Source organism: Streptomyces sp. NPDC127595 (genome assembly GCF_042671685.1).
Lineage (GTDB): Bacteria > Actinomycetota > Actinomycetes > Streptomycetales > Streptomycetaceae > Streptomyces.
Window position 1 is genome coordinate 201,475 of sequence record NZ_JBHXWK010000002.1, and the last position, 25,615, is coordinate 227,089.

The window sequence follows — 25,615 nt, forward strand, 5'->3', positions numbered from 1 at the left end:
TTCGCGCGGTCCGCGTCAGTTCCCGTTCGGCTCCCGCTCCAGCAGCGGCGCCGCGTCGGAGAGTACCCCGGCGATTCTGGCGAGTGTCTCCTCGTCCCGCTCCACGGCGTCGAGAATGGGCCCGCGGGCGGTGTTCCAGCGGCGCGCCACCGCGGCGGGGTCCTCGCCGGTCAGCAGACCCGCGGCCTGTGCGGCTGCCCCCAGCGCCACCAGCTCTCTGGCTTCCGGTACTTGAACCGGCCGGCCCGACAGACGACGTACGGTCTGCTGCCAGGCCGCACCCTGCGCGCCCCCTCCGATGAGCAGCAGTGGCGCGGAGCGGTCGGCGTCCGGGTCGAGCACCAGGTCGAGGGCGCCCAGCAAGGAGTGGACGGCCCCGTCGTACGCCGCCTGGAGCAGTTGCCCGGCGGTCGTGTCGTGGCGGAGCCCGTGCAGCAGCCCTGAGGCGTGCGGCAGGTTCGGGGTGCGTTCGCCGTCCAGGTAGGGCAGGAGCGTGACGCCCGTGCTGGGTTCGACGGCCTCGCGGTGCAGGCCGAGCAGCGTGGCGACGCGGTCGACGGCGAGTGTGCAGTTCAGCGTGCAGGCCAGCGGGAGCCAGTCGCCGCGCGCGTCGGCGAAGCCCGCCACAGTGCCGGTCGGGTCGGCGGAGCGCCGCGTCGAAACGGCGTACACCGTGCCCGAGGTGCCGAGGCTCAGGACCGGCGTCCCGGGGCGCAGCCCCAGTCCGAGGGCGGCGGCCGCGTTGTCACCGGTGCCGGCGGCGACCAGCGTGCCTCTGGAGAAGGGCAGCCCACCCCTGGAGTGCACGGTTCCGGCGACCTCGCCGGGGCGGATCACCTGGGGGAGCAGGGCGGGGTCGAGGCCCACGCGCGCGAGGATCTCGTCGTCGTACGTCTCGGTCCCCGATGCCCACCAGCCCGTACCGGAGACGTCCGAGCGGTCGGTGGTGCCCTGTCCCGTGAGGCGTTCGGTGAGGTAGTCGTGGGGCAGGCGCACGGACGCGGTCGCGCGGGCGGCGTCGGGTTCGTGCTCTGCCAGCCAGGCCCACTTCGTGACCGTGAAGGAGGGGCCCGGCACGCTGCCGGTGCGCTCGGCCCAGGCCTTCGGGCCGCCCAGCTCGTCCACCAGCCGGCGGGCTTGCGGCGCCGAGCGGACGTCGTTCCACAGCAGGGCCGGGCGTACGGGGTCGCCCTGGGCGTCGAGGGTGACCAGGCCGTGCTGCTGGCCGCCGATCGACACCGCCGCGGCCTCGTGCGCCGCGTCGCCGCACTGGTGCAGCGCCTCGCGGAGCGCGTCCCACCACTGCCTCGGGTCACTCTCGCGGCCCGCTCCGGAGGTGACGGTGTGCGGCGCCTGTCCGCTCGCCACTACCTGCCCGGTCGACGCGTCGACGACCAGGGCCTTGGTGGACTGGGTGGACGAGTCCACCCCGACGACGAGCGGACCCTCGGCTGCTGACATCGGTTCTCCCTCTTCCGCGGCTCCGCGGGGTCGGCCTGTTTTCGGGCGCCCAGGACCACTGTGACCTGGGTTTCGCACCTTGTCCCTGCCTCAAGACAGCTTTGTCCCTGCCTTCGGGCCCCTTGTCTCTTCCCAGGGATGCCTCCGCATACTAATTTGTTAAGCGCCATGACGAAATAGTCGGAGCCAGCAAGGAGCCGCGATATGAACTATCAGCCCACCCCCGAGGACAGGTTCACCTTCGGCCTGTGGACCGTCGGCTGGCAGGGACGGGACCCGTTCGGCGACGCCACCCGGCCCGCCCTTGACCCGGTCGAGTCGGTGCAGCGCCTGGCCGAACTCGGCGCCCACGGAGTCACCTTCCATGACGACGACCTGATCCCCTTCGGGTCCTCGGACAGCGAGCGCGAGTCCCACATCAAGCGGTTCAGGCAGGCCCTCGACGCGAGCGGCATGAAGGTGCCGATGGCCACCACGAACCTGTTCACGCACCCCGTCTTCAAGGACGGCGCGTTCACCGCCAACGACCGTGACGTACGTCGTTACGCGCTGCGCAAGACGATCCGCAACGTCGACCTGGCGGTCGAGCTGGGCGCCCAGACGTACGTCGCCTGGGGCGGCCGCGAGGGTGCCGAGTCCGGCGCCGCCAAGGACGTACGTGTCGCACTGGACCGTATGAAGGAGGCCTTCGACCTCCTCGGCGAATACGTGGTCTCCCAGGGATACGACCTGAAGTTCGCGATCGAGCCGAAGCCGAACGAGCCGCGCGGCGACATCCTGCTGCCCACGGTCGGCCACGCACTGGCCTTTATCGAGCGCCTGGAGCGCCCGGAGATGTACGGCGTCAACCCCGAGGTGGGCCATGAGCAGATGGCCGGGCTGAACTTCACGCACGGCATCGCGCAGGCCCTGTGGGCGGGCAAGCTCTTCCATATCGACCTCAACGGCCAGTCCGGCATCAAGTACGACCAGGACCTGCGCTTCGGTGCGGGCGATCTGCGTTCGGCGTTCTGGCTGGTCGACCTCCTGGAGAGCGCCGGTTACGCGGGGCCGAGGCACTTCGACTTCAAGCCGCCGCGGACCGAGGACCTGGACGGTGTCTGGGCATCGGCGGCGGGGTGCATGCGCACCTACCTGATCCTCCGGGAGCGTTCGGCCGCCTTCCGCGCCGACCCCGAGGTCCAGGACGCACTGCGCGCCTCGCGGCTGGACGAGCTGGCGCAGCCCACCGCCGCGGACGGCCTGAAGGGGCTGCTCGCGGACCGCACGTCCTACGAGGACTTCGACGTGGAGGCGGCCGCCGCGCGCGGGATGGCCTTCGAGCGGCTGGACCAGTTGGCCATGGACCACCTGTTGGGCGCGCGAGGCTGATCCGCGGGGACGCCGGGGGCCGGCGCTCGGCGGGTGTCGGCCATCGCTTCCTGCTGCCGGACTGCGGTGCTTTCCGGCGCTCTCCGCGCGGAACCCTCCGGAATCGTGCGGTCCATGGCATGGGTCCGTATCAACTTCCGCACAGGGGTCGCCTCGTGACCGGTTCGAGGCGACTCTTGACGGTATGGCCATGCCGCCCTTACCGCCCCAGCCTCCTCGGCCACCGGGAGAACCACCGCCTTCCGGAGGCGGTGGTTTCGGCCCACCGTCGTCAGGAGGCTATGGGCCTCCACCCGCCGACTCCGGCGGCTACGGTCCGCCTCCCGGCGGCTCCGGCGACTACTACGGTCCACCGTCACAGGGCGGCAGCCGGCCACCGGGACAGGGCGGGGGAGGCTGGCAGCCACCGCAACCGCCGGGATCGCCGGGATCGCCGGGTGGACCCGGCGGCCACCGTGGAGGACGGCGCCGCGGCACTCTGTTCCTTGTGCTCGCCGTACTCGTGGGCCTCGGAATCATCGTCGCCGTGGCGTTGGTGACCACCAACGGAGGCGGCGACGAGGACAAGAAGTCACCCAGTGAGAGCGGCGGGAGCACACGGTCGCCCACTCCGTCGTTCAGCATCCCGTCCGCGTTCCCCAGCGAACTGCCGTCCCTGCCTTCGGAACTACCGAGCGGACTGCCCTCGGAATTTCCCAGCGGGCTACCGTCGGAGCTGCCGAGCGGCCTGGAGTCGCTTTTCTCGAACCTGGCCGAAGATGAAATGCCGTTCTATCTGCTGAGGACGGGCGACTGCTTCGACACGAGCGACGGTCAGCCCGGGCAGGCCGCCAAGCGCTCATGCGCCGCACCGCATGACGCCGAGGTCGTGAAGGTGGCCGAACTCAACGGCAGCTACACGACCGACGCAGCTCTCCAGAAGGCCGCGTCGACCCTGTGCGAAGCCCCTCTGGAACGCAAGGCGGCCCAACAGCCCGCAGGCACCATACGCGGCACCCTGGTGCAGTACCCGGATCCAGGCAGCTACCAGATCGGCATCGACAAGGTCGCGTGCAGCCTCGCCGCCGACATCGGCAGCGGCACCCACAAGCTCACCGAGCCGCTGACGTGAACGGCACGCGCGCGTGGCCGTTGTCCACAGCTCACGCGCGCGTGCCGCACGAAAACGGCTCCCTGGGGGTCAGATACCGCGAGGCAGCCGCACGTAGGTGACGGTCGTCTCGATACCGCTGTCCACCAGCCGCCCCTGCGCGTCGAACGCGCCGGTCCCGTCGGTCATCCCGAAGTCGTTGTCGTTGATCAGGGCGAGCGTCCTGTCGTCCACGCGCGCGACGCCCTCGATCTTGCCGGGCACCCCTGCGACCGTCCCCAGGTCCACGACCAGCCGCTTGCGCAGCACCGGGACGCCGGAGGCCGCCGGGTCGTCGAGCTGCTCCAGGGAGGGCGACGTGGTGTCGGTGTCCCACCGGCTGCCGAGGATGTTCGCGCTGCTGGTGAGCTTGACCGTCTGCAGACGCGCGGCCTTGTCCGTGCGCTCCTCCACGAGCAGCTCGTCGCGGCCGACGGCCACCACGGAGGAGATCTTCAGCTCAGAGGTGTCGTCCTCGCTCGGGTCGACCACGTTGACCGGGTCGAAGCGGTACGCGTACTCGGCGGTGATGGCCCGCTTCTTCGGCGTGAAGCGCAGCAGCCGCGTCGTGAGCGAGGCGTCTCCCGCGTCGCCGTCCGGCAGCGAGAGCGGGCTCTGCACCGCAAGCACCAGGTCACCGCCAGGGAGCAGGGCGAGCCCTTCGAAGCCACGGTTGGTCTTCCGGTGCAGCAGGATGGACGGCAGTGCCTCGACCACCGGGTAGTCCGTGCCGGTCAGGTTCAGGCCCTTGGGCACATAACGCGTGAGCACCTTCCCGCGCGCGGAGACATGGATCAGCGACGGGCCGTACTCGTCGACGAGCCAGAACGTGCCGTCCGCGGCCCGCACGATGCCCTCGGTGTCGACACCGTTCGGGTTGTACGTGAGCGGGGTCTGCGCGTCATAGGAGTACGGCGCCTCGTCGCGCCCCGCCTGGTTGGGCAGCCCGGTGACGGGCTTCCCGCCGGACGTGGTGATCGGGATCGAGTCGAGCACCTTCACGGTGTCACCGGACACCCGGATCTTCACGATCGCCGGGTCGAAGCCGGGCACCGGGAACGTGCGGCGCTTCGTGCCGTCCACCTTGATCTGGCCGTTGGGCCCGCGGTCGGTCACCGTCCAGAACTCGCCCTTGCGCCCTGCCGGGTAGATGTCGCTGCCGATGCCACCGAGGTCCACGCCCCGGTCGTCGGTCACCGTGCCAGGCAGCAGCGCATTGCTGAAGGTGCCCAGCGGGATGTCGCCGAGCGTCGCGGTGCCCGTCACCCGCGGCTGCGCCGGGTGGCCCTCCGCGCTCGCGGTGCCGGTCACCACGAGGGCGGCGGCCACGGCGAGCGGCACGCCCGCGGCGACGGATCGGCGGACGCGGCGCCGACTGACGGCGTGCGGGAACATTTGGCCTCCTGGGGCACAAGTTGGTTGACAGCGGCCAGAGTTCGCCCCGGCACCAAACGCAGCATGATCTCTGGGTGAACGTGGCGCGTCAACCACTCGTCGGATCACCGCCCAGGTCCCTTTCCGCCAGGGCGAGAGCCGTCGCGGGATCCCCGACCGCCGGCCCCGCAGGGCTCCACACACCTCGTTCCATTTGGTAGGGCCACCACCGGCCGTCGCGCCCCAACCGCAGCTGCGCCGAAGCGCCGACCGCGCTCCAGCGGTTGTGCGCGGCACGCAACCGCGGCCGATCGTCCTCGTCCCAGGCCGACTCCAGCGCGGCACGCGCGCGTGCCAGCGATTCCGGCCCGATGGTCCACTCGTCCTCAAGGACGGACAGCGCGGCCACACCGCCGTACCGCCAGGCTCGTACGGCGAGTTCCAGCTCCCTGGCGACGCGCCCCGAACCCTCTGCGAGTCGCTGGGCGATCGCACTCTCCGGGCGGTCGGCAGCCATCCGGACCGCATCCTGGCCAAGCGTCAACTCCGTCTCGACCGAGCCCTGTCCGTGCCCGGGACGGAGTGCCTCGGCGAGCAGCCGATACGCCTCGCGCGCGGTCGAGGCGGCCAGGAACTCCAGGGCGGCCGGGTCGATTCCCGGTGCCGGAGCGGCCTCCGTCTCCAGAGAAGGCGGCTGCCCCGGCCTCTCGGGGAGCGCCGGAGCGGCTGGCAGCGGCGGAAGGATGTCCCGGACTGCGTAGGCCTCGGCGGCGCTCACGCCCTCCGGAGGAGGGTTCGGCGTTTCCGCCGGCTCCTGTGCGGGCGCGCTGCCACGCGCCTGAAGCTCTGCCAGGAGGGTGCGTTCGTCCCGCCCCCGCATCAGCAGCAGGACGAACGGATCCTGGTCCAGGAGTCGCGCCGTCTGGTAGCAGAGCGCGGCCGTGTGCCCGCAGTGGTCCCAGGCCTCGCAGTCGCACTCCGCCTCCAGATCGCCCAGCCCCGGCAGGAGTTCGACTCCGGCGGCCGCCGCGTCCTCGACCAGATGCGGAGGCATCTCGCGGTCGAGCAGCGCGGCGATGTGCCCCGCGCGTTCGACGGCCATGTCCAGGAAACGGTCCCACTGTTCTCCGGACAGTTCCTGAAGCAGCACATCCGCCCGGTGCGCGGTGCCGTCGCGGTCCTGTACGACGGCCGTGATGCGCCCCGGACGCACCGAGACGGCGCCCACCGCCCCGGCACGCGCGAGCCTGCGACCCGTCTTCACCTGCTGGGAGTCCAACGCCGCGTCTTCCAGGGCCTGTAGCCAGGCCAGGCCCCACCAGGTCTGCGCGAATCCCCGCCCGTGCGCCGGCGGCTGCGCGGCAAAGGTGCGCTCCTTGTCGCGATCAGTCATCGTGCGCCCCCTCGTAGCTCCACCAGGTCGGCCAGTTCGGCATCGGTCAACTCCGTGAGGGCCGCCTCCCCGGCGCCGAGCACCGAGTCCGCCAACTGCTGTTTGTGGCGCAGCATGTCGGCGATCCGGTCTTCGATGGTCCCCTCAGTGATGAACCGGTGCACCTGCACGGGCCGGCTCTGGCCGATGCGGTACGCCCGGTCCGTGGCCTGCGCCTCGACCGCGGGGTTCCACCAGCGGTCGTAGTGCACGACATGCTCGGCCCGCGTCAGGTTCAGCCCGGTACCGGCCGCTTTCAGCGACAACAAGAAGACAGGGATTTCGCCCGCCTGGAAGCGGTCCACCATCGCCTCGCGATCGCTGATGGGCGTCCCTCCGTGCAGGAACTGCGTTGGCACACCGCGCGCCGCCAAGTGACTCTCGATGAGGCGCGCCATCCGCACGTACTGCGTGAAGACCAGCACGCTCGCTCCCTCGGAGAGGATGGTGTCGAGCAGTTCGTCCAGCAGCTCCAGCTTCCCGGACCTGCCCGGAATCTTCGGCTGATCCTCTTTGAGGAACTGCGCAGGGTGGTTGCAGATCTGCTTCAGCCCGGTCAGCAGCTTCATGATCAGACCCCGCCGCGCCATGTTGTCCGCGCCGGAAATCTCCGCGAGGGTCTCGCGGACCACCGCCTCGTACAGCCCCGCCTGTTCCTTGGTGAGCGACACGGCCCGGTCGGTCTCCGTCTTCGGCGGCAGTTCGGGCGCGATGCCCGGGTCGGACTTGCGACGGCGCAACAGGAACGGCCGTACGAGCTGGGCGAGCCGTTCCGCCGCCGCAGGATCCTGGCCGCCCTCGACGGTCTGCGCGTACCGCGTACGGAACGTGCCGAGCCGGCCGAGCAGCCCGGGGGTCGTCCAGTCGAGGATCGCCCACAGCTCCGAGAGGTTGTTCTCCACCGGCGTGCCGGTGAGCGCCACGCGCGCGCGTGAGCCGATCGTGCGGAGAGCCCGTGCCGTCGCCGAGTAGGGGTTCTTGACGTGCTGGGCCTCGTCCGCGACGACCATGCCCCAGGTGACCTCGGCGAGCCGTGGCGCGTCGAGCCGCATCGTGCCGTACGTCGTGAGGACGAACTCCCCGTCGGCCAGGCCCTCCAGGCTGCGCCGGGAGCCGTGGAAACGCCGTACGAGAGTGCCAGGGGCAAACCTCTCGATCTCGCGCTGCCAGTTGCCCATCAGGGAGGCCGGACAGACCACGAGCGTGGGGCCCGCGGCCGACTCGTCCGTCTGGCGGTGCAGATGCAGGGCGATCAGCGTGATGGTCTTGCCAAGGCCCATGTCGTCGGCGAGACAGCCGCCCAGACCCAAGGAGGTCATGCGGGCGAGCCAGTTGAGTCCCCGAAGCTGGTAGTCCCGCAGCGTCGCGGTGAGCGCAGCGGGCTGCCCGACCGGCTCCTGTCCCTCCGGGTCCGCCAGCCGCTCCCGTAGCGCTACCAGCCACCCCGTGGGCCGTACGTCGACCCGGAGGCCGTCCATCTCCGTGGAGCCCGTCAGAGCGGCACTCAGCGCGTCGATGGGCGTGACCTTGCGGTCCTGCTGTGCCTGGGCGCGGCGTACCTCATGCGGGTCGAACAGCACCCACTGGTCGCGCAGCCGCACCATGGGCCGGTTCGCTTCGGCCAGCCGGTCCAGTTCCTGCCGGGTGAGCTGTTGATCGCCCAGCGCGAACCGCCAGTTGAAGGCGAGCAGGGCGTCCGCGGACAGGAACGAGGGTGCGTCCGACGACGCTCTGGCCGGGCTTTCCTCGTCGTCCGGAGGGCCGATGACCGCGCGTGCGGTCAACTTCTGCGCCAGTTCCTTCGGCCAGTGCACGTCGATGCCATCGACCGCCAGCTTGCGGGCGCCTTCGCCGAGGAGATCCGTGACGTCCTCGTCGTTGAGTTCGACGGCGTCCGGTACGGCTTCCGACAGCAGGGGAGTCAGCGGGTCCCAGGCCCGGACCGCGCGGCGCAGCGCGAGGAGGGCGGCCATCCGCGCGCGCGGGCCGAAGGGCGAGGCTCCGGCCCAGACGGCAGCGGCGTCCGCGACGAGCGTCGGATCGCTCACACTGTGCACCTGCGGCACCGCCCGGAACGGCAGCCGGGTCTCCTCCGACATGGCCGACGCGAGCCCTGGTACCTCGACGCGCAGCGAAATCCGTACGTCCGAGTCGTGCGCCGCGGCGATGTCCGCGGCCCAGGCGCGCTGCTCGGGCACGTGCTGGGGCTTCTGCGCCGCGAAGGCGGGACCACCTGCCGCGAGCGCAGCCGCGGGCGAGCGGGGCAGTGCGTCGGCGACCGCGTCGAGGAAGGCCCGCAGCAGCCGCTCGGGGGCGGGCAGCCGCAGCGGTCCGTCGCCGTCCACGGGCACCGCGTGCGCATGGGGCGGCATCGCGGCGGCCAGCTCACGGATCCGCTCCATATCCTGCGGCGGCAGCGGCCCCGCGCGCCAGGTGTCGTGCTCGTCGGCGGTCAGCCCGGGCAGCAGCAACCCGCGCGCGGCGAACTGGAGAGCGAGCACGGCGGCGGCGCCCCAGAACGAGGTCGCCCGCTGCGCCTGCGCCGCGGCACGCGCGCGCGTGAGGACCGGCAGAGCGGCGCGCACGGACAGTAACACGGCGGGTACGGTCACGAGGTCGACGTCCTCGTCCACGGGCAGGACAACGGTCAGATCCTCGCGGGAACCGGACGCCACCTCGGGAGGGGCGTCGCCGTCCGGATGCCAGAAGGCGACGCCGGCGGCACGGGAGGGGCCAGGGGGTACAAAAACGGCACAGCAGCGGGCCAGTTCAGTGATCTCGGCGGGAGTTGCCGCAGGAATCCTCTGCACAGCGATGGCGCATTCCTCAAATTTGACTACCGGGGCGGGTCGCCGAGGGTACAGCACCTGGGGTGAGAGGCAAGAAGCCCGCCTTGTATGCGGGCGCGCCCGGCCTCCGAACAACGCGCGCTGCCGAGATTTGGGTATCCCCTCTACGGATACCGGACTCGCCGACTCCCGTCGGCAGGCCCTGCGCCACGTGCGCGAGGGCGGGGAAGCTTCTCAGGGTTGGCTAGGGGTCGGGCCTCAGGGTCGTATCAGGGTCCCGGTCCGGAACCGTGGGAGGCGTGGACCCGTTCTCAGGACAGAGAGCGGCATTAGCCGCGAAGGAGGCGACACATGTCGAAGAACGCGAAGATCGCCGCAGGGGGTGTGGCGGTCGGGCTCATCCTGCTGATCTGGCTGCCCTGGTGGGCCGCCTTCCTGATCGTGCTAGGAGTCCCGGCGGCCGCATATCTGGCGTTGGACCCCTCGCAGCGGCGCAGGCTGCGCCGCGTCACGCGCAAGGAGATCGGTCGCTGATCCGCCACCGACCGGTGACGCCTCCGCCCAGCGCGTCGGAGTCGACCACAGCACCGCTCGCGGGCCTGCCATTGGCTCCGTCCGCGAGCGGGGTTGTGCGCGCTGCTCCCCCTGGCTCCGTACGGCGGCGGCATGGAAGCCTGGGACGCTCACCCCACGAGGACCATGGCATGCGGGTATCGCGGGCCGGGGCCGCTCAGCTGGGGCGTACCGCCATCTTGTCCAGGGCGTCCAGGAGGCCGGGCAGCTCCGGACCGCGGCCGATGGGCAGGACTTCTCCGGGCTCCTCGTCGAGGAGGACGAAAGCGATGTCGTCGGTCCTGGCGACCAGGGACCAGCCCGGGCCGTCGGCGCGAAGGGTCCGCGCCTCGCTCGTGGCGAAGGCCGAGCGGACGCGGCCGAGCGGAGGTGGCGTGTCCACGTAGGAGCGGGCCTCCGCCAGGACCCGGCGGACACCGCTGAGTGCCTCGCCGTCGGTGCTCTCGGCCTGGTCCGGAGGATCCTGAGGGGTCTCTTCGGTGGTCGCGTCGCCGTCCGGCTTCACGAAATCCGCGTCGTCGATCTGCTCCCGCCAGGTCGCCCACTGCAGCGCGATCTCGTCGGCGCCGAGGCGCCGTTGAGCCGGACCCCAGATAGTGGTGTCCGGGGGGCGCAGTGGGGGTCGCTCCGTGAGCTCGGGCCCGGGGTCGTGCGGGGCCGGTACCCCCGGGGCCGCGACGGCGACTTCGAGGGGCCAGCCGGGCAGCGCGGAGACGACCGTGCGCTCGTCCGGCGACAGATCGTGCTCCATACCGCAGTCCCAGGAGGCGATGGCGACGGCGACGAGCGATACGTCGTCGATGACGACGGTCCATCGCGCGCCTTCGCCGTCCTGGCCGATCACGAGGCCGTACCCGTCGGCCAGGGGTGCCAGGTCGAGCGCCGCGCAGGCCGCCGGGTAGTCGTCCCCCAGCACACTGGGGAACTTCGCCGGGGTCAGCAGTACGGCCGTCAGCACATAAAGCGCGTCGTCGTCCCCGGCGGCGATGGCGTCATCGTCCGTCCCGGCCATCCCAGCCTCCCCATTGCCTGTGTCCGTCGGCGCACCCTAATGCGACCGGAAGGCGCTTGTCACGAGTGCCAAGCGCCGGTGGAGCTGCGGCTATCCGGGCGGACAGGGGCGAATCGACCGTCCGGGGCCCTCGCACCCGTCACACGGCGGGCAGTCCGAGCAGTGTCCGGGCCACCGTCTGCGGCGACTCGTCGCGCTCCCGGGCCAGGGCGATGACAGCCCGGCAGGCGAGCTCGTTCACGCCGAACGACAGGGCCTCCGGCGACACCCAGGCCGCGGCTTCTTCGAGCCGGTCCTGGTCGTCCTCCGCGCACGCCGACACGTACGCCGCAGCCGCCTCGAACAGGTTGTGCCGAGCCTTCACCGGCCGTCGTGTCGCGGGCTGTCCTTCCTCGGACGCCTCGGCCGTCTTCTTGCGCCATGCCTTGCGGAGTCTGCCGAATATTCCGGACATCTGGCCGCCTTCCCCCGTGACGACCCGAGGGGGTCGTCGCTCACCGGTCAACTAATGCTACTCAACGTGGAGTTGGAGCCTCGGCGGCAGAAGAGGGTCGGGCCGGTGAAGCGGTACGACCAGGCACCCTCCCGGGGTGACCCGCATGCACCTCACCCGTCTCCTTCGCCGCTCTCCTCGAGTTGGTCGATCGTGGCCCGCAGCCAGGCCAGCTCGGCCCGGCTGGTGGCCCGAGCGATGGTGAGGATGCCGCGCCGGAAGGGATCGTCCACCTCCTCGGCGCGCAGCGGTCTGTCACCTTCGTAGAAAAAGCTCGCGGGCTCCTCCAGGAAGGCCAGCCTGCGCCGCAGTACGACGGCCTGCGCCGCCGGGTCCTCCAGATGCCTGAGGAACGCGAGCACGGAGAACCAGCGGTTCTCGTCGGTGATATCGCGCCGTACCGGTTCCGCGAGCCGGTGGCGCAGCTCTCGTCTGCCCTCCTCGGTGAGTGTCAGGACGTGACGCGGGGCCGCGACGGATCCGGGCTGCGTCGCCCGGGCCAGCAGGCCTGCCTGCTCCAGTCGCTTGATCGCGGGATACAAGGTGCTCTCGGCCACCGGCTTCACGTGACCTGTCAGCGCGGTGATGCGTTTGCGCAGCTCATAGCCGTGCAGCGGCGTGTCGTACAGGAAGCCGAGGATGGCCAGCTCAAGCATGCCCACATTCTGTCGCACACTCGCTGTACATCGCTTCATCTATACATCGGATCCGATGTATTCTCCTGAAGGCGCGAAAGAACGCTGAAGCGGCGCAAGGGAGAGAGTGATGAAGCAGGCCGAGTTCGACGGCAAGGGAAGCCGGATCCGCTGGACGGAGACGGCGGGTTCCGAACCGGCGCGCGTGTACGTCCACGGGCTCGGGGCGGCGTCGACGGTCTACTTCGCGCACATCGCGGCCCGGCCCGAACTGGCGGGCCGCCGCACCCTGTTCGTCGATCTGCCCGGCCACGGCATCAGCGACAGGCCCGCCGACTTTGCCTACACACTGGAGGACCACGCCGACGCGCTGGCGGCCGTTCTGGACGCCGACGGCGTCACCGGGGCGGAGCTCGTCGCGCACAGCATGGGCGGCGCCGTCGCCATCGTGCTCGCCCACCGGCGGCCCGAGCTCGTCTCGAGGCTGGTTCTCGCGGAGGCCAACCTCGACCCGTACCCTCCGGGTACGACGGGCAGTAGCGGCATCACCTCGTACGAGGAGGCCGACTACGTCGAAAACGGCGGCCACGCGCGCGTGCTCGACAAGGCCGGCCCCTCCTGGGTGGCCACCATGCGCCTCGCCGACCCGCGCGCCCTGCACCGCACGGCGACCGGACTGGCGCGGGGCACGAAACCCACGATGCGCCACATGCTCCGGGACCTGGCGGTGGACCGCGTCTGTCTCCAGGGCGAGCTGAGCGGCGAACTCCCGGGCAGGGAGGGGCTGGAGGCCGCCGGAGTGCGCGTGGTGACCGTGACCGGTGCCGGGCACAACATCATGTTCGACAACCCCGATGCCTTTGTGGCGGAGGTCGCCGGAAGGGCCTGAGGCGTCAGGCGCGGCGTGCGGCCAGTGCGAGGAATCGGCTGTCCTCGTCCACGTACGACGTCATGTCCCAGCCGGAGCCGGCCAGCAGGGGGCGGAGGTTCGCCTCGTCGCGCAGGTCGTCCGGAGTGATCCGCCGGCCCTGGCGGGCCGCGAGCGCCGCCCGGCCGATCGGGTGGAAGAGTGCCAGAGTCCCGCCGGGCCGTACGACTCGTGCCAACTCCCGCAGGTTTTCCGCGGGGTTGGCCAAGTGGGCGATGAGGCCCGCCCCGAACACGGCGTCCAGCGACTCGGCGCGCAGCGGCAGCCCGGCGACATCCGCGAGCAGTAGCTGCCCCTCGCGGTCCCGTCCGGCCCGCACGGCGGCCTCCAGCATGGCTGGAGTCAGATCGGCCCCCAGGACCACTCCGGACGGCCCCACGGCCGCTCGCAATGGCGGCAGAGCCCGCCCGGTTCCGCAGCCCGCGTCGAGCACGCGGGCGCCCTCGCGCAGTCCCAGTTCGGCGACCGCTGCCGCGTACGCGGGGCCGTCGTCGGGGAACCGGGCGTCCCAGTCGGCCGCGCGTGCCCCGAAGAATTCCTGGACATGTGTGTGGTGGTCGCTCATGTTCCGCATGATCCCTCACCGACACGAAGTACGACCCGGCGCACACGTTCGAGCGGGACGCGATCGTTCAGTTGCACCTCCCCGTCATATTTCAACACCTTTCGAAATGCGCCCCCTTTGTGCGCCCCTGCCCGGACTAGCGTCCCTGAGCCATGGGACACCTGGACCACGCCACCTTCGGTTGGCTCACACCCGTGCTGTCGTACGCGATGGCCTGTATCGGCGCCGCCCTGGGGCTGCGCTGCACCGTCCGCGCGCTCGGTGCCACGGGGCGCTCGCGCCGTAACTGGCTCCTCACCGCGGCCTCGGCGATCGGCACCGGCATCTGGACGATGCACTTCGTGGCGATGCTGGGCTTCAGCGTCAGCGGTACGGAAATGCGCTACAACGTGCCGCTGACCATCGTCAGCCTGCTCGTCGCCATGGTCGTCGTCGGCGCGGGCGTCTTCGCCGTCGGCTACGGCCGCGACCGCGGTCGGGCCCTCGCCATCGGCGGGCTCACCACCGGCCTTGGCGTCGCGAGCATGCACTACCTGGGTATGGCCGCTCTGCGGCTGCACGGAGACGTGCACTACGACCCGGCCCTTGTCGGACTCTCTGTCGTGATCGCCGTGGTCGCCGCCACCGCGGCGCTGTGGGCGGCACTCAACATCAAGTCGCCGGTGGCGGTCGCCGTCGCCTCCCTCGTCATGGGAGGAGCCGTCAGCAGCATGCACTACACCGGAATGATCGCGGTGAGCGTGCGTGTCAGCCCCTCCGGCGAGGCCCTGCCCGGGGCCACGGCGATGCAGTTCATCTTCCCCCTCGCCGTCGGCCTCGGGTCCTATCTCTTCCTGACATCGGCGTTCGTCGCCCTGTCGCCGACGACCGGTGAGCGCGAGGCATCCGCGTCGGCCCAGCGACCGGTCGAGTCCATCGCCCGCTAACGGCGGCCCCCGGCCACGACAGGCCGGCAGGCACGAGCCGAAACCATCCGAGCGAGGAGGCCATGCGTACACCCCGTAGGACCCCCAAAACCGGCACCGAGCCGTCGCCCCAGCCCCCGGCGCGAGGCCGTCGCGCGCACGCGGGCCCGCCCGCCGACGAGCGCGCGGACGCCGACGAAACCGTCACTGACGCGCCGCCGGAAGCACCCCCACGCGCGGTCGGGTGGCGCATTCGTCCCCGCACAGTACGGGCCAAGATCGTCTGCCTGCTGATGGTGCCGGTCGTCTCCTTGCTCGCGCTGTGGGCGTACGCCACAGTGACGACCGCTCAGGACGTCGCACGGCTACGGCAGTTGCAGAGCGTGGACTCGACGGTCCGGGCACCGGTCGACGCCGCCGTAGCCGCGCTCCAGACCGAACGAGCGGCCGCCGTCCGGTACGCGACCGCCCCCGCCGCCGCGCAGGAGAACGACGTCAAGGAGCTGGCCAGGCGCACCGACCGCGCGGTCGCGAAGCTGCGGCTGGGCGAGCACAACACCGTGGCCGACGGCGCGGACCTGCCCGCCGGAGTGGCCGCGCGCCTCGACGCCTTCGTCACCGGAGCCGAGCGACTGCGATCCCTGCGCGCCGCCGTACTGGACCGCCGTACGGGCTGGGACGACACGTACAGGACCTACACCGAAACCATCACGACGGCCTACGCCGTGGACGGCGCGCTCACCGGCATCCAGGACGCCGAACTGGGCTCCGACGCGCGCGTGCTGCTCGAATTCTCCCGGGCGGGCGAGGCGCTCGCCCAGGAGGACGCGGTGCTGTCCAGCGCCCGGCTCGCCAGGACTCTCGACGGAGAGCGACTGCGGCTGTTCACGGGGGCCGTCGACACCCGCCGAACACTGACCGACGCGGCGGTGGCGGATCTGGGCGGGCCCGAACGAACCGCCTGGGACAACCTCGCGGAGGGGAGCGCGTACGAGAACGTGCGCGCCGTCGAGGACAAGGTGCTCGCGGCCCAAGGCGGCGGCAAAGCGATCGCCGCCGCGCCGGAAGCCGACTGGAGCGCCGCCCACGCGCGCGTGCAGAGCGCGATGCGGACCATCGAGGAGAACGCGGCCCGTGGTGTCGCGGACCGGGCCGACCCGTTCACACGCGGGGTGCTCACTCCGGCCGGCGCGGCCGTTCTGCTCGGGCTCGGCGCGGTTGCCGCGTCGCTCGTCATCTCGGTACGCATCGGACGCGGACTCGTCGTCGAGCTGGTGAGCCTGCGCAACAGTGCCCTTGAGATCGCGCGCCGCAAACTTCCGCAGGCCATGCGCAAACTGCGCGCGGGTGAGGAGATCGACGTCCGCGCCGAGGCCCCGCCCGGCCCACCCGCGGAGGACGAGGCCGGACAGGTCGCCGAGGCGCTGGGCACTGTGCACCGAGCCGCCCTTCGTGCCGCCGTCGAACGCGCCGAGCTCGCCGGCGGAATCTCCGGGGTCTTCGTCAATCTCGCCCGCCGCAGCCAGGTTCTCGTCCACCGTCAACTGAGCCTGCTGGACAGCATGGAGCGCAGGTCCGACGACCCGAACGAGCTGAGCGACCTCTTCCGGCTCGACCACCTCACCACCCGGATGCGGCGCCACGCGGAGAGCCTGATCATCCTCTCCGGGGCCGCGCCCGGCCGTGCCTGGCGGATGCCGGTCTCGCTGACGAACGTGGTCCGCGCGGCCGTGTCCGAAGTCGAGGACTACGCGCGCGTGGAGGTACGACAACTCCCCGAAGCGCCGGTGGTGGGTGGCGCGGTGGCCGACCTCACCCACCTCCTGGCGGAGATCGTCGAGAACGCCGCCCAGTTCTCGCCGCCGCACACCCGAGTCCGTGTCAGCGGCGAGCCCGTAGGCAACGGCTACGTCGTGGAGGTCGAGGACAGGGGCCTCGGCATGGGCAAGGAGACGCTCGCCGAGGCCAATCGGCGGATCGAGCAGTCCGAGGCGCTCGACCTCTTCGACAGCGACCGGCTCGGCCTCTTCGTCGTCAGCAGGCTTGCGGCCCGGCACGGCATCAAGGTGCACCTGCGGACCTCGCCCTACGGCGGCACCACCGCGGTCGTTCTGCTGCCCACCACCCTGCTGCACGGCGGCGCGGCGGAACGTTCCCCCCGCAGGACCGACACGGAGAGGCCCGCGGAACGCGAGTACGCGCGCGTGTCGGCCGCGCCGGAACCGGACTCCGTCCAGACATTCACCGAGCGGCCCGCACTGGTGCCCCCCATACCGACCGGTGTGGAAGCCCCGGTGAACGGTTCGCCCGAGAACCCACCCCCCGGAGTCACCACATTGCGGTTGCACCGGCCTCCGGAGGACCCCGAAGAGTCCGACGATCTCCCCCGGCGCGTGCGGCAGGCGAGTCTCGCGCCCCAGCTGCGCGAACAGCGCTCCGAAGAGCCGGTCGAAACGCCGGGTGGCGGGACCGACGACCAGCGAACCCCCGAACTCGTACGGGACCGCATGTCGGCCTACCGCGACGGCTGGGCGCGCGGTGGTGGCCGGTCGCCCGGCCTCCGTGCCACACCCGACCCCGAAGCGGGCAACGACAGCAGCGAAGGAGACCCCGCATGATCCAGGATCCGAACATGAGGGCCGCCCCGCAGTCCGGCGAACTCGACTGGCTGCTGGACGACCTGGTGCTGCGCGTGGCCGAGGTGCGGCACGCGGTGGTGCTGTCGAACGACGGACTCGCGGTGGGCGCGTCCACCGCGCTGCGCCGCGAGGACGCCGAACACCTCGCGGCCGTCGCCTCCGGATTCAACAGCCTGGCCAAGGGCGCCGGCCGGCACTTCGGTGCCGGGGGAGTACGGCAGACCATGGTCGAGATGGACGACGGCTTCCTGTTCGTGGCGGCCGCGGGCGACGGCTCATGCCTCGCTGTCCTCACCGCCGTGACAGCGGACATCGGCCTGGTGGCGTACGAGATGGCACTGCTGGTCAAGCGGGTCGGTGAGCACCTCTACACACCGGCGCGCGTCGGCGCGCAGCCGCCGGCATCCGGATGAACGAGGACGGTCGGTGCAGATGACCGAGGACATGTCGGGCGCCCTCCAGCAGGAGGGCAGCCAGTGGTACGACAACGAGGCCGGCCCCCTCGTCCGCCCCTACGCGATGACAGGCGGGCGCACCAAACCCGGCCCAACGGGCGTGCGCTTCGACCTGATCGCCCTTGTCACACTTGATGCGGGCGCACCCGGCGTCGACGACGACACCTCACTGGGACCGGAACACCGGGCCTTGATCGAGCTGTGCCGCATCGAGACACAGTCGGTGGCCGAACTCTCCGCCGACGCCGACCTGCCGGTGGGCGTGGTCAGGGTGCTTCTGGGCGATCTCCTGGAACTGGGCTGCGTCACGGTGAGCCGCCCCGTACCTCCCGCCCAACTGCCCGACGAGCGGATCCTCCGCGAGGTGATCGACGGACTGAGGGCGCTCTAGATGAACCAGGTAAGGACGAACGAAGTCGGCGACAAGCGAGTGGTCGATGAACCAAGAGGCCGTGCCTTGCACCCATTTGCTGGCACATCCGGGTACCGGATGAACGGTAGGCGTCCGCAACGGACAAATAGCGGTCGAATCCCTCGAAGGGGGACCGGGGTTGTCATGATGCTGACTTCGCGCACCCACACAGAGTTACCTACCCGGACCCCGAACGGACGTACCCACCGCGACCGTTGCCGGCACTCCCGAGAGAAGTGATCGATGGTCTCCGAGAACTCCGATGCCTCGGACGGTGAAATGACCGCCCTGGCGTTGAAGATACTTGTCGCCGGCGGATTCGGCGTGGGCAAGACCACCCTGGTGGGCGCGGTCAGCGAGATCAGGCCGCTGCGCACCGAGGAACTGCTGAGCGAGGCTGGACAGTCGGTGGACGACACCGACGGCGTGGACCAGAAGGTCACGACGACCGTCGCCATGGACTTCGGCCGGATCACCATCAGGTCCGGTCTCTCGCTCTACCTCTTCGGAACGCCCGGCCAGGACCGGTTCTGGTTCCTCTGGGACGAGCTCTCACAGGGAGCCCTCGGTGCCGTCGTCCTCGCGGACACCAGGCGGCTCGAGGACTGCTTCCCCGCAGTGGACTACTTCGAGCACCGGCACATCCCGTTCGTGGTGGCCGTCAACTGCTTCACGGGTGCCCGTTCCTACGGTGCTCAGGACGTGTCCCGTGCCCTCGATCTCGATCAGGGCACGCCTGTGGTGCTCTGCGACGCCCGTGACCGCGACTCCGGAAAGGAAGTGCTGATCCGTCTTGTCGAGTACGCCGGACGGGTGCACACCGCCCGGCTGCTCGACTCCGTCGGCTGAGACACGTCGCGGCCGCTCCGGGGGTTCTCGGCGCGGCCGCGGACGGATCGCGACTCTCAGTCGGCGACCGCGGCGTAGGCCAGAACCTTCGTGATCCTTACGCGTACGAGGAGTTCACCGGGAACCCCGTTGCGCTCCCCGAACTCCGCGGCACGCTCCTCGCCCATGTACCGGGCCCCGATCCGGGCGGCCCAGTGCCGTAGTTCGCCGAGATCCTCAGAGAGCTCGGCCCGCCCTTCGAGGACGACGAAGGCGAAGGGCGGCCGGTCGTCGTCCACGCACAACGCGACCCGCCCGTCCCGGGTCAGATTCCGTCCCTTGACGCTCTCCTTCGAGGTGTTGAAGAGCAGGTCGTCACCGTCCAGCAGAAACCAGATCGGTGTCACATGGGGTCCACCGTCGGCTCGGACGGTCGACAGTTTGCCGGTGCGGGTTCCGTGCGAGACGAACGCCCGCCATTGCTCATCGGTCATCTTCTGTGCCATGCGTCCATCCTCCTTGCCGGGGCAGCGCCTGTGGTGAAGGCTGGCTGGCCAGATCCTCCGGTCAGGCGGAGGGACACCACGGGGGGACCGGATCATGGCGCAGACGGGGCTCGGCTGGTTGCTGGACGACCTGACAGCACGCGTCGCACACGTACGGCACGTGTTGGTGCTCTCCAACGACGGGCTGGTGCGGGGCGCGAGTACGGCACTGCTTCGTGAGGACGCCGAGCATCTCGCAGCCGTCTCGTCTGGACTGCACAGCCTCGCCAAGGGCTCCGGACGCCACTTCGGTGCGGGCCAGGTACGTCAGACGATGATCGAGTTCGACTCCGCGGTGCTCTTCGTCACCGCGGCGGGTGCCGGCAGCTGTCTGTGTGTCCTCGCCGCGGCGGAGGCCGACATCGGCCAGGTCGCGTACGAGATGACCCTGCTGGTGAACCGTGTCGGCGAGCACCTCGGCGTGGACGAGCGACATCCGGAGAATGCCCCTGTCGAAGACCTCTGACCTGCGTATACGTCCTCCCGGCCGGAGTTATCCACAGGCTCGACGCGAGATCGGCCGAACCGGCTACGGTTTTTCCCGAAGCAAGCGCACGCCAGCGCGAGCAACTCGTACGACGGGGGAGAACCGCCATGTCCGGCAACACCATCACGGCCATCACACCAACCGCCACGTCCGCGGCCGGCACCTCTGTGTCCGCCACTCCTGCCTCGGCTCCGGCGGACACAGGGACACGCCGACCGTCCCTCACGCTCAGTCGTGCCGCGCGCGAACTCGATCTCAGGCGTGGTGAGTTCGACCTCGCCGTACACCTCGGATGCGTCCGGACCGTTCCCGACGAAGGGGGAGGCGGACGCCGTGTCCTGCGCACCGAGATCGACCGGGTGCGCTCCGAGGACGGCTATCCCGAGTCCCTGCGGGACCGCGTCAAAACCGTGGGCACGACCGAGGCAGCCGCCCTCATGGAAGTGACGACCGCCAGGTTCACGCGCCTCGCCCGGCTGGGACTGGTGGTTCCGGTGAGGTTCTACCTGAACCGCTACCGCGCGGTCGTGTGGCTGTATCTGGCCGAAGAACTGCGGCAGTTCGCGGCCGACAAGAACAATGCCAGGCTGCTGAGCGGCCGTACGCCCGAGGGACTCCGCGACCAGCTCGACGAAGGGCTGGACGTCCGTCCCCGCAACTGGCGGGGGCGACACCTGGGATTCCTGTTGCGGCAGAGCGAGGATCCCTGGGTGCGGGCTGCGATCGTGGCGTCCCTGCTCGACCCGGTCGACGTGGCCGAGATCGTCAAGGATCCTTACGAGCGCGCCTATGTGAACCGCCTCCGGCCCGAACGCGCCTCGCACGGCACACCCGACTCTCCCGCCGCGCAGACCGTCTCAAGGATCATGACGGCCGGCGATCCCGACGAGATCGGCTGGCTCCGGGCCGACCTGGGTCAGCTTCTCGCCGAAGCCCGCGATCTCCGGCCTGCTCCGCGCCCGGCGCCGAGGGCTTCGCAGCCGACCGACGCACGGCCGGCTCCTTCACCATCGATGGCCGCACAGCCGATGTCCTCCCGGCCGGGGCCGCTCGTCACGCCGGACCACCCCAAGCCCGAAGAGCCCAGGAAAGCCGAAGTGGCCGGGAAAACCGACGAGCCGGAGCGGCCGCGGAAGCTGCTCGGTTGGCTGCGTCGCAAGAACCCCTGATGGCCAGGGCAATTCCCTACAGAGCCCTGAAGAGCCCCTCCTGGACGACCGAGACGAGCAGGCGGCCCTGGAGATCGTAGATGCGTCCGCGGGCCAGCCCGCGCCCGCCCGTCGCGATCGGCGACTCCTGGTCGTACAGGAACCACTCGTCCGCGCGGAACGGCCGGTGGAACCACATGGCGTGATCCAGCGACGCCATGTCGAATCCTCGCGGACCCCACAGGGGTTCCACCGGAATGCGGACGGCGTCCAGCAGGGTCATGTCGCTTGCGTATGTCAGCGCGCAGGTGTGCACGAGCGGGTCATCGCCCAGCGGCCCGACAGCGCGCATCCACACCGCGCTGCGCGGCTCGGCGTCCTTGATCTCCTCGGGGGTCCAGCGGAGCCGGTCCACATAGCGGATGTCGAAGGGCTGGCGCCGCGCCATGCGCTCCAACGCTTCGGGGAGCGTGCCCAGATGCTCCTTGATCTCCTGGGCCAAGGTCGGCAGCGATTCCGGATCAGGGACCTCGCGGGCCGGCGGCAGCTGGTGCTCGAAGCTCCCTTCCTCAGGCTTGTGAAAGGAGGCGGTCAGATTGAAGATCGTGCGGCCCTGCTGCACACCGGTGACGCGACGGGTGGTGAACGACCGCCCGTCCCGGACCCGTTCGACCTGGTACACGATCGGCACGCCCGGGATTCCCGGACGCAGGAAGTACGCGTGCAGTGAGTGCACCGGCCGGTCGCGTTCCGTGGTGCGCCCGGCGGCTACCAACGCCTGGCCGGCCACCTGGCCGCCGAACACCCGCTGCAGAGATTCCTGCGGGCTGCGGCCACGGAAGATGTTGACCTCGATCTGCTCAAGGTCGAGCAGGTCGACAAGGCTCTCGGCTGGATTCGTCATGTGTGGGATTCTCCTGTGCTCACAACTGGCCGACGTCGGTGACCCGGACGACTGCGCGGCCCTCGGTATTGGAGGCCGCAAGATCGACCTCGGCGCTGATGCCCCAGTCATGATCGCCATTCGGGTCGGCGAAGGTCTGACGGACGCGCCACAGGCCGTTCTGCGGCTCCTCCACGATCGACAGCAGCTTGGGACCGCGGGCGTCGGGGCCGGTGCCGAGGTCCTCGTACTCGTCCCAGTACTTGTCCATGGCCTCGCCCCAGGCATCCGCGTCCCAGCCGGAGTCGGCATCCAGTTCGCCGAGCTCGTTCACATGGTCGAGGGCGGCGAGTTCGACGCGCCGGAACAGGGCGTTGCGGACGAGGACGCGGAAGGCGCGGGCGTTCGCGGTGACCGGCTTGACCTCGTCGGCCTTCTCCTGGGCCTCCTCGGCCGTCATCACCTCGGGGTTGGCGAGCTGCTCCCACTCGTCCAGGAGGCTGGAGTCGACCTGACGCACCATCTCGCCCAGCCAGGCGATCAGGTCCTCCAGGTCGTCGGACTTGAGGTCGTCCGGGACGGTGTGCTCAAGAGCCTTGTAGGCACTGGCGAGGTAGCGCAGGACGATGCCCTCGGTGCGGGCGAGTTCGTAGAAGGAGACGAACTCCGTGAAGGTCATCGCCCGTTCGTACATGTCACGGATGATGGACTTCGGCGACAGCGGATGGTCACCGACCCACGGGTGGCTCTTGCGGTAGACGTTGTAGGCGTGGAAGAGCAGCTCCTCCAGCGGTTTGGGGTACGTCACGTCCTGGAGCCGCTCCATGCGCTCCTCGTACTCGACGCCGTCCGCCTTCATCGCCCCCACGGCCTCGCCGCGCGCCTTGTTCTGCTGGGCCGCGAGGATCTGCCGCGGATCGTCCAGCGTGGACTCGACGACGGACACCATGTCCAGGGCGTACGAGGGGGATTCGGGCTCCAGGAGCTCGAACGCGGCGAGCGCGAAGGTCGACAGTGGCTGGTTGAGCGCGAAGTTCTGCTGCAGATCGACGGTGAGGCGCACGATGCGGCCGTCACCTTCTTCACCTTCGGCGGCCTGCTTGTCGAGCTTCTCGACGACGCCGCCGTCGAGGAGCGAGCGGTAGATGGCGATCGCCCGCCGGATGTGCCGCAGCTGCTGCCTGCGCGGCTCGTGGTTGTCCTCCAGCAGATGCCGCATCGCCTCGAAGGCGTTCCCGGGCCGGGCGATCACCGAAAGGAGCATCGTGTGGGTGACCCGGAACCTGGAGGTCAGCGGTTCGGGATCGGAGGAGATGAGCTTCTCGAAGGTGGTGTCCGTCCAGCCGACGAAGCCCTCGGGAGCCTTCTTGCGCACCACCTTACGGCGCTTCTTCGGGTCATCGCCGGCCTTGGCGAGCGACTTCTCGTTCTCGATGACGTGCTCGGGCGCCTGAGCGACGACGTAGCCCGCGGTGTCGTAGCCCGCGCGCCCGGCGCGGCCGGCGATCTGGTGGAACTCGCGGGCACGAAGGGTCCGGACCCGGGTGCCGTCGTACTTCGTCAGCGCCGTGAACAGCACGGTGCGAATGGGGACGTTGACGCCGACACCGAGGGTGTCCGTACCGCAGATGACCTTCAGGAGACCGGCCTGGGCCAGCTTCTCCACGAGCCGTCGGTACTTGGGCAGCATGCCCGCGTGATGCACGCCGATGCCGTGGCGTACGTAGCGGGAGAGGTTCTGGCCGAACTTGGTGGTGAAGCGGAAGTTGCCGATCAGGTCGGCGATCTTGTCCTTCTCCTCACGCGTGCACATGTTGATGCTCATCAGCGCCTGCGCCCGCTCCACGGCCTGGGCCTGGGTGAAGTGCACGATATAGACGGGAGCCTGCTTGGTCGCCAGCAGCTCGGTGAGGGTCTCCGTCAGCGGAGTCAGCACGTATTCGTAGGACAGCGGCACGGGCCGGGTCGCCGAGCGGACCACCGACGTGGGACGGCCGGTGCGCCGGGTGAGGTCCTTCTCGAACATCGAGACGTCGCCGAGCGTCGCCGACATCAGGATGAACTGCGCCTGGGGCAGTTCCAGGATCGGGATCTGCCACGCCCAGCCGCGGTCGCCCTCGGCGTAGAAGTGGAACTCGTCCATCACGACCTGGCCGACGTCGGCGTCCTTGCCGTCGCGCAGCGCGATGGAAGCCAGCACCTCGGCGGTGCAGCAGATGATGGGGGCGTCGGCGTTCACGGAGGCGTCGCCGGTCAGCATGCCGACGTTCTCGGTGCCGAACATCTTGCACAGCTCGAAGAACTTCTCCGAGACGAGCGCCTTGATCGGCGCCGTGTAGACGGTGACCTCGTCACGGGCGAGGGCAGCGAAGTGCGCGCCCGCGGCGATCATGCTCTTGCCCGAGCCGGTGGGCGTCGAGACGATCACGTTCGCACCGGAAACCACCTCGATCAGCGCCTCCTCCTGGTGGGGATAGAGGGTGAGACCGCGTTCCGCGACCCACGACTCGAAGGCTTCGTAGAGGGCGTCGGGGTCTGCGGTCTGCGGCAGCTGATCGATAAGGGTCACGCACCCATCTTGCCTGTGAACCCACTCGATGGGGGAATCGGATGCCGGTCCGAAGATCGTGAACGCTACGCTGTGCCGCCGACGAAGTGTCAGCGCACGCGGGCAACTGGACAGCGGCACAAGAGGAATGGGGCGGGGAACGGCCATGATGGGACCAGCACACTCACTGTCGGGAGCCGCGGCCTGGCTCGGCGTCGGAGCGGCTGTGGCCGCCGCCGGACATGCCATGCCCTGGCCGGTCCTTCTGGTCGGCGCGCTGATCTGCGCGGGTGCCGCGCTCGCCCCCGACCTGGACCACAAGGCGGCCACCATCTCGCGCGCCTTCGGGCCCCTGTCCAAATGGCTGTGCGAGGTCGTCGACAAACTCTCGTACGCCGTCTACAAGGGGACACGCAAGCCGGGCGACCCGCGCCGCTCCGGCGGTCATCGAACGCTGACGCACACCTGGCTGTGGGCGGTGTTCCTCGGCGTGGGCTCTTCGGCCGCCGCGATCACGGGGGGCCGCTGGGCGGTCCTGGCCATCCTGTTCGTGCACCTGGTGCTCGCCATCGAGGGCCTGCTCTGGCGGGCGACCCGCGGTTCCAGCGCCGACGTCCTGGTCTGGCTGCTGGCCGCGACCAGCGCCTGGATCCTCGCGGGAACGCTGGACAAGCCGGGCAACGGCGCGGACTGGCTGTTCACGGCGCCGGGCCAGGAGTACCTGTGGCTCGGGCTGCCGGTCGTCCTGGGCGCCCTGGTCCACGACATCGGGGACGCGCTGACGGTCTCGGGCTGCCCGATCCTGTGGCCGATCCCGGTCGGCCGCAAGCGCTGGTACCCGATCGGCCCGCCCAAGATGCTGCGCTTCCGGGCCGGCAGCTGGGTGGAGCTCAAGGTGCTGATGCCGGTGTTCATACTGCTGGGCGGGGTGGGGTGTGCGGCGGCGCTCGGGGTCTTCTGAGCCGGAGCCGTCGGGGGAGTGACCTCGGCCGGGACCTCCGGA

The 25,615-nt window shown here is 70.2% G+C and carries 23 protein-coding genes; 12 read left to right on the forward strand and 11 right to left on the reverse strand.

The window, feature by feature from the left end; translation table 11 throughout:
- Positions 1-15 precede the first annotated feature (15 nt).
- Entirely contained in the window at positions 16-1,461 is a 1,446-nt protein-coding gene (xylB, locus tag ACFVKT_RS07380; protein WP_385728560.1) for a xylulokinase, read from the reverse strand.
- A 204-nt stretch (positions 1,462-1,665) separates the two neighbouring features.
- Here xylB and xylA point away from each other — a divergent pair, with 204 nt between their 5' ends.
- A complete protein-coding gene (xylA, locus tag ACFVKT_RS07385; RefSeq protein ID WP_385728562.1) occupies positions 1,666-2,832 on the forward strand; it encodes a xylose isomerase in 1,167 nt (388 codons plus the stop codon).
- Positions 2,833-3,319: 487 nt separating this feature from the next.
- The gene (locus ACFVKT_RS07390; protein ID WP_385728564.1) at positions 3,320-3,943 is read left to right on the forward strand and encodes a hypothetical protein; all 624 of its coding nucleotides are present in this window, start codon (positions 3,320-3,322) and stop codon (positions 3,941-3,943) included.
- A 69-nt stretch (positions 3,944-4,012) separates the two neighbouring features.
- Here the strand turns inward: ACFVKT_RS07390 and ACFVKT_RS07395 are convergent, their stop codons facing one another.
- The 3 genes from ACFVKT_RS07395 to ACFVKT_RS07405 all read right to left on the reverse strand — a co-directional run bounded on the left by ACFVKT_RS07395 (position 4,013) and on the right by ACFVKT_RS07405 (position 9,577).
- Positions 4,013-5,356, reverse strand: a complete 1,344-nt coding sequence (locus ACFVKT_RS07395; protein ID WP_385728565.1) for an esterase-like activity of phytase family protein — start codon at positions 5,354-5,356, stop codon at positions 4,013-4,015.
- An 88-nt stretch (positions 5,357-5,444) separates the two neighbouring features.
- On the reverse strand, positions 5,445-6,728 hold the full coding sequence (locus ACFVKT_RS07400; RefSeq protein WP_385728567.1) for an SWF or SNF family helicase: 1,284 nt from the start codon (positions 6,726-6,728) through the stop codon (positions 5,445-5,447).
- Complete coding sequence (locus ACFVKT_RS07405) at positions 6,725-9,577, reverse strand: DEAD/DEAH box helicase (RefSeq protein WP_385728569.1); 2,853 nt, start codon at positions 9,575-9,577, stop codon at positions 6,725-6,727. Before ACFVKT_RS07405 ends, ACFVKT_RS07400 begins: the two co-directional genes overlap by 4 nt.
- Before the next feature lie 330 nt (positions 9,578-9,907).
- On the opposite strand from ACFVKT_RS07405, the gene ACFVKT_RS07410 reads away from it, so the two are divergent.
- Complete coding sequence (locus tag ACFVKT_RS07410; protein ID WP_081223009.1) at positions 9,908-10,090, forward strand: hypothetical protein; 183 nt, start codon at positions 9,908-9,910, stop codon at positions 10,088-10,090.
- Positions 10,091-10,286: 196 nt separating this feature from the next.
- On the opposite strand, the gene ACFVKT_RS07415 is transcribed toward ACFVKT_RS07410, so the two are convergent.
- The 3 genes from ACFVKT_RS07415 to ACFVKT_RS07425 all read right to left on the reverse strand — a co-directional run bounded on the left by ACFVKT_RS07415 (position 10,287) and on the right by ACFVKT_RS07425 (position 12,290).
- A complete protein-coding gene (locus ACFVKT_RS07415; RefSeq protein WP_385728571.1) occupies positions 10,287-11,141 on the reverse strand; it encodes a hypothetical protein in 855 nt (284 codons plus the stop codon).
- A 139-nt stretch (positions 11,142-11,280) separates the two neighbouring features.
- Positions 11,281-11,595 (reverse strand): hypothetical protein, encoded by a 315-nt coding sequence (locus ACFVKT_RS07420; RefSeq protein ID WP_385728573.1) that lies wholly within the window; start codon positions 11,593-11,595, stop codon positions 11,281-11,283.
- A 152-nt stretch (positions 11,596-11,747) separates the two neighbouring features.
- Positions 11,748-12,290: a PadR family transcriptional regulator gene (locus ACFVKT_RS07425; protein WP_385728575.1), complete on the reverse strand. Its 543-nt coding sequence runs from the start codon at positions 12,288-12,290 to the stop codon at positions 11,748-11,750.
- Positions 12,291-12,399: 109 nt separating this feature from the next.
- On the opposite strand from ACFVKT_RS07425, the gene ACFVKT_RS07430 reads away from it, so the two are divergent.
- Complete coding sequence (locus ACFVKT_RS07430; protein ID WP_385728577.1) at positions 12,400-13,158, forward strand: alpha/beta fold hydrolase; 759 nt, start codon at positions 12,400-12,402, stop codon at positions 13,156-13,158.
- A gap of 4 nt (positions 13,159-13,162) precedes the next feature.
- On the opposite strand, the gene ACFVKT_RS07435 is transcribed toward ACFVKT_RS07430, so the two are convergent.
- On the reverse strand, positions 13,163-13,762 hold the full coding sequence (locus tag ACFVKT_RS07435) for a class I SAM-dependent methyltransferase (protein ID WP_385728579.1): 600 nt from the start codon (positions 13,760-13,762) through the stop codon (positions 13,163-13,165).
- 152 nt (positions 13,763-13,914) lie between these two features.
- Between ACFVKT_RS07435 and ACFVKT_RS07440 the strand changes: the two genes are divergently transcribed.
- The 5 genes from ACFVKT_RS07440 to ACFVKT_RS07460 all read left to right on the forward strand — a co-directional run bounded on the left by ACFVKT_RS07440 (position 13,915) and on the right by ACFVKT_RS07460 (position 19,022).
- Positions 13,915-14,688 (forward strand): MHYT domain-containing protein, encoded by a 774-nt coding sequence (locus ACFVKT_RS07440; RefSeq protein ID WP_385728581.1) that lies wholly within the window; start codon positions 13,915-13,917, stop codon positions 14,686-14,688.
- Positions 14,689-14,750: 62 nt separating this feature from the next.
- Positions 14,751-17,285 carry a nitrate- and nitrite sensing domain-containing protein gene (locus ACFVKT_RS07445; protein WP_385728583.1) on the forward strand — a complete coding sequence of 845 codons (2,535 nt, stop codon included), beginning with the start codon at positions 14,751-14,753 and terminating at the stop codon, positions 17,283-17,285.
- Positions 17,282-17,719 carry a roadblock/LC7 domain-containing protein gene (locus ACFVKT_RS07450; protein ID WP_385728585.1) on the forward strand — a complete coding sequence of 146 codons (438 nt, stop codon included), beginning with the start codon at positions 17,282-17,284 and terminating at the stop codon, positions 17,717-17,719. Before ACFVKT_RS07445 ends, ACFVKT_RS07450 begins: the two co-directional genes overlap by 4 nt.
- A gap of 19 nt (positions 17,720-17,738) precedes the next feature.
- Entirely contained in the window at positions 17,739-18,152 is a 414-nt protein-coding gene (locus ACFVKT_RS07455) for a DUF742 domain-containing protein (RefSeq protein ID WP_385729895.1), read from the forward strand.
- A 264-nt stretch (positions 18,153-18,416) separates the two neighbouring features.
- Entirely contained in the window at positions 18,417-19,022 is a 606-nt protein-coding gene (locus ACFVKT_RS07460) for an ATP/GTP-binding protein (RefSeq protein ID WP_385728587.1), read from the forward strand.
- A gap of 56 nt (positions 19,023-19,078) precedes the next feature.
- Here the strand turns inward: ACFVKT_RS07460 and ACFVKT_RS07465 are convergent, their stop codons facing one another.
- Entirely contained in the window at positions 19,079-19,507 is a 429-nt protein-coding gene (locus ACFVKT_RS07465) for a PPOX class F420-dependent oxidoreductase (RefSeq protein WP_385728589.1), read from the reverse strand.
- Positions 19,508-19,601: 94 nt separating this feature from the next.
- Here ACFVKT_RS07465 and ACFVKT_RS07470 point away from each other — a divergent pair, with 94 nt between their 5' ends.
- On the forward strand, positions 19,602-20,012 hold the full coding sequence (locus tag ACFVKT_RS07470) for a roadblock/LC7 domain-containing protein (protein WP_385728591.1): 411 nt from the start codon (positions 19,602-19,604) through the stop codon (positions 20,010-20,012).
- A 128-nt stretch (positions 20,013-20,140) separates the two neighbouring features.
- Complete coding sequence (locus ACFVKT_RS07475; protein WP_385728593.1) at positions 20,141-21,202, forward strand: DUF6397 family protein; 1,062 nt, start codon at positions 20,141-20,143, stop codon at positions 21,200-21,202.
- 16 nt (positions 21,203-21,218) lie between these two features.
- On the opposite strand, the gene ACFVKT_RS07480 is transcribed toward ACFVKT_RS07475, so the two are convergent.
- Together ACFVKT_RS07480 and ACFVKT_RS07485 are read right to left on the reverse strand one after the other, a co-directional pair.
- The gene (locus ACFVKT_RS07480) at positions 21,219-22,085 is read right to left on the reverse strand and encodes an acyl-CoA thioesterase (RefSeq protein WP_385728595.1); all 867 of its coding nucleotides are present in this window, start codon (positions 22,083-22,085) and stop codon (positions 21,219-21,221) included.
- Positions 22,086-22,104: 19 nt separating this feature from the next.
- Positions 22,105-24,633, reverse strand: a complete 2,529-nt coding sequence (locus ACFVKT_RS07485) for a DEAD/DEAH box helicase (RefSeq protein ID WP_385728596.1) — start codon at positions 24,631-24,633, stop codon at positions 22,105-22,107.
- 145 nt (positions 24,634-24,778) lie between these two features.
- Between ACFVKT_RS07485 and ACFVKT_RS07490 the strand changes: the two genes are divergently transcribed.
- Positions 24,779-25,573, forward strand: coding sequence for a metal-dependent hydrolase (locus ACFVKT_RS07490; RefSeq protein ID WP_385728597.1), 795 nt, complete (start codon positions 24,779-24,781; stop codon positions 25,571-25,573).
- Positions 25,574-25,615 lie beyond the last annotated feature (42 nt).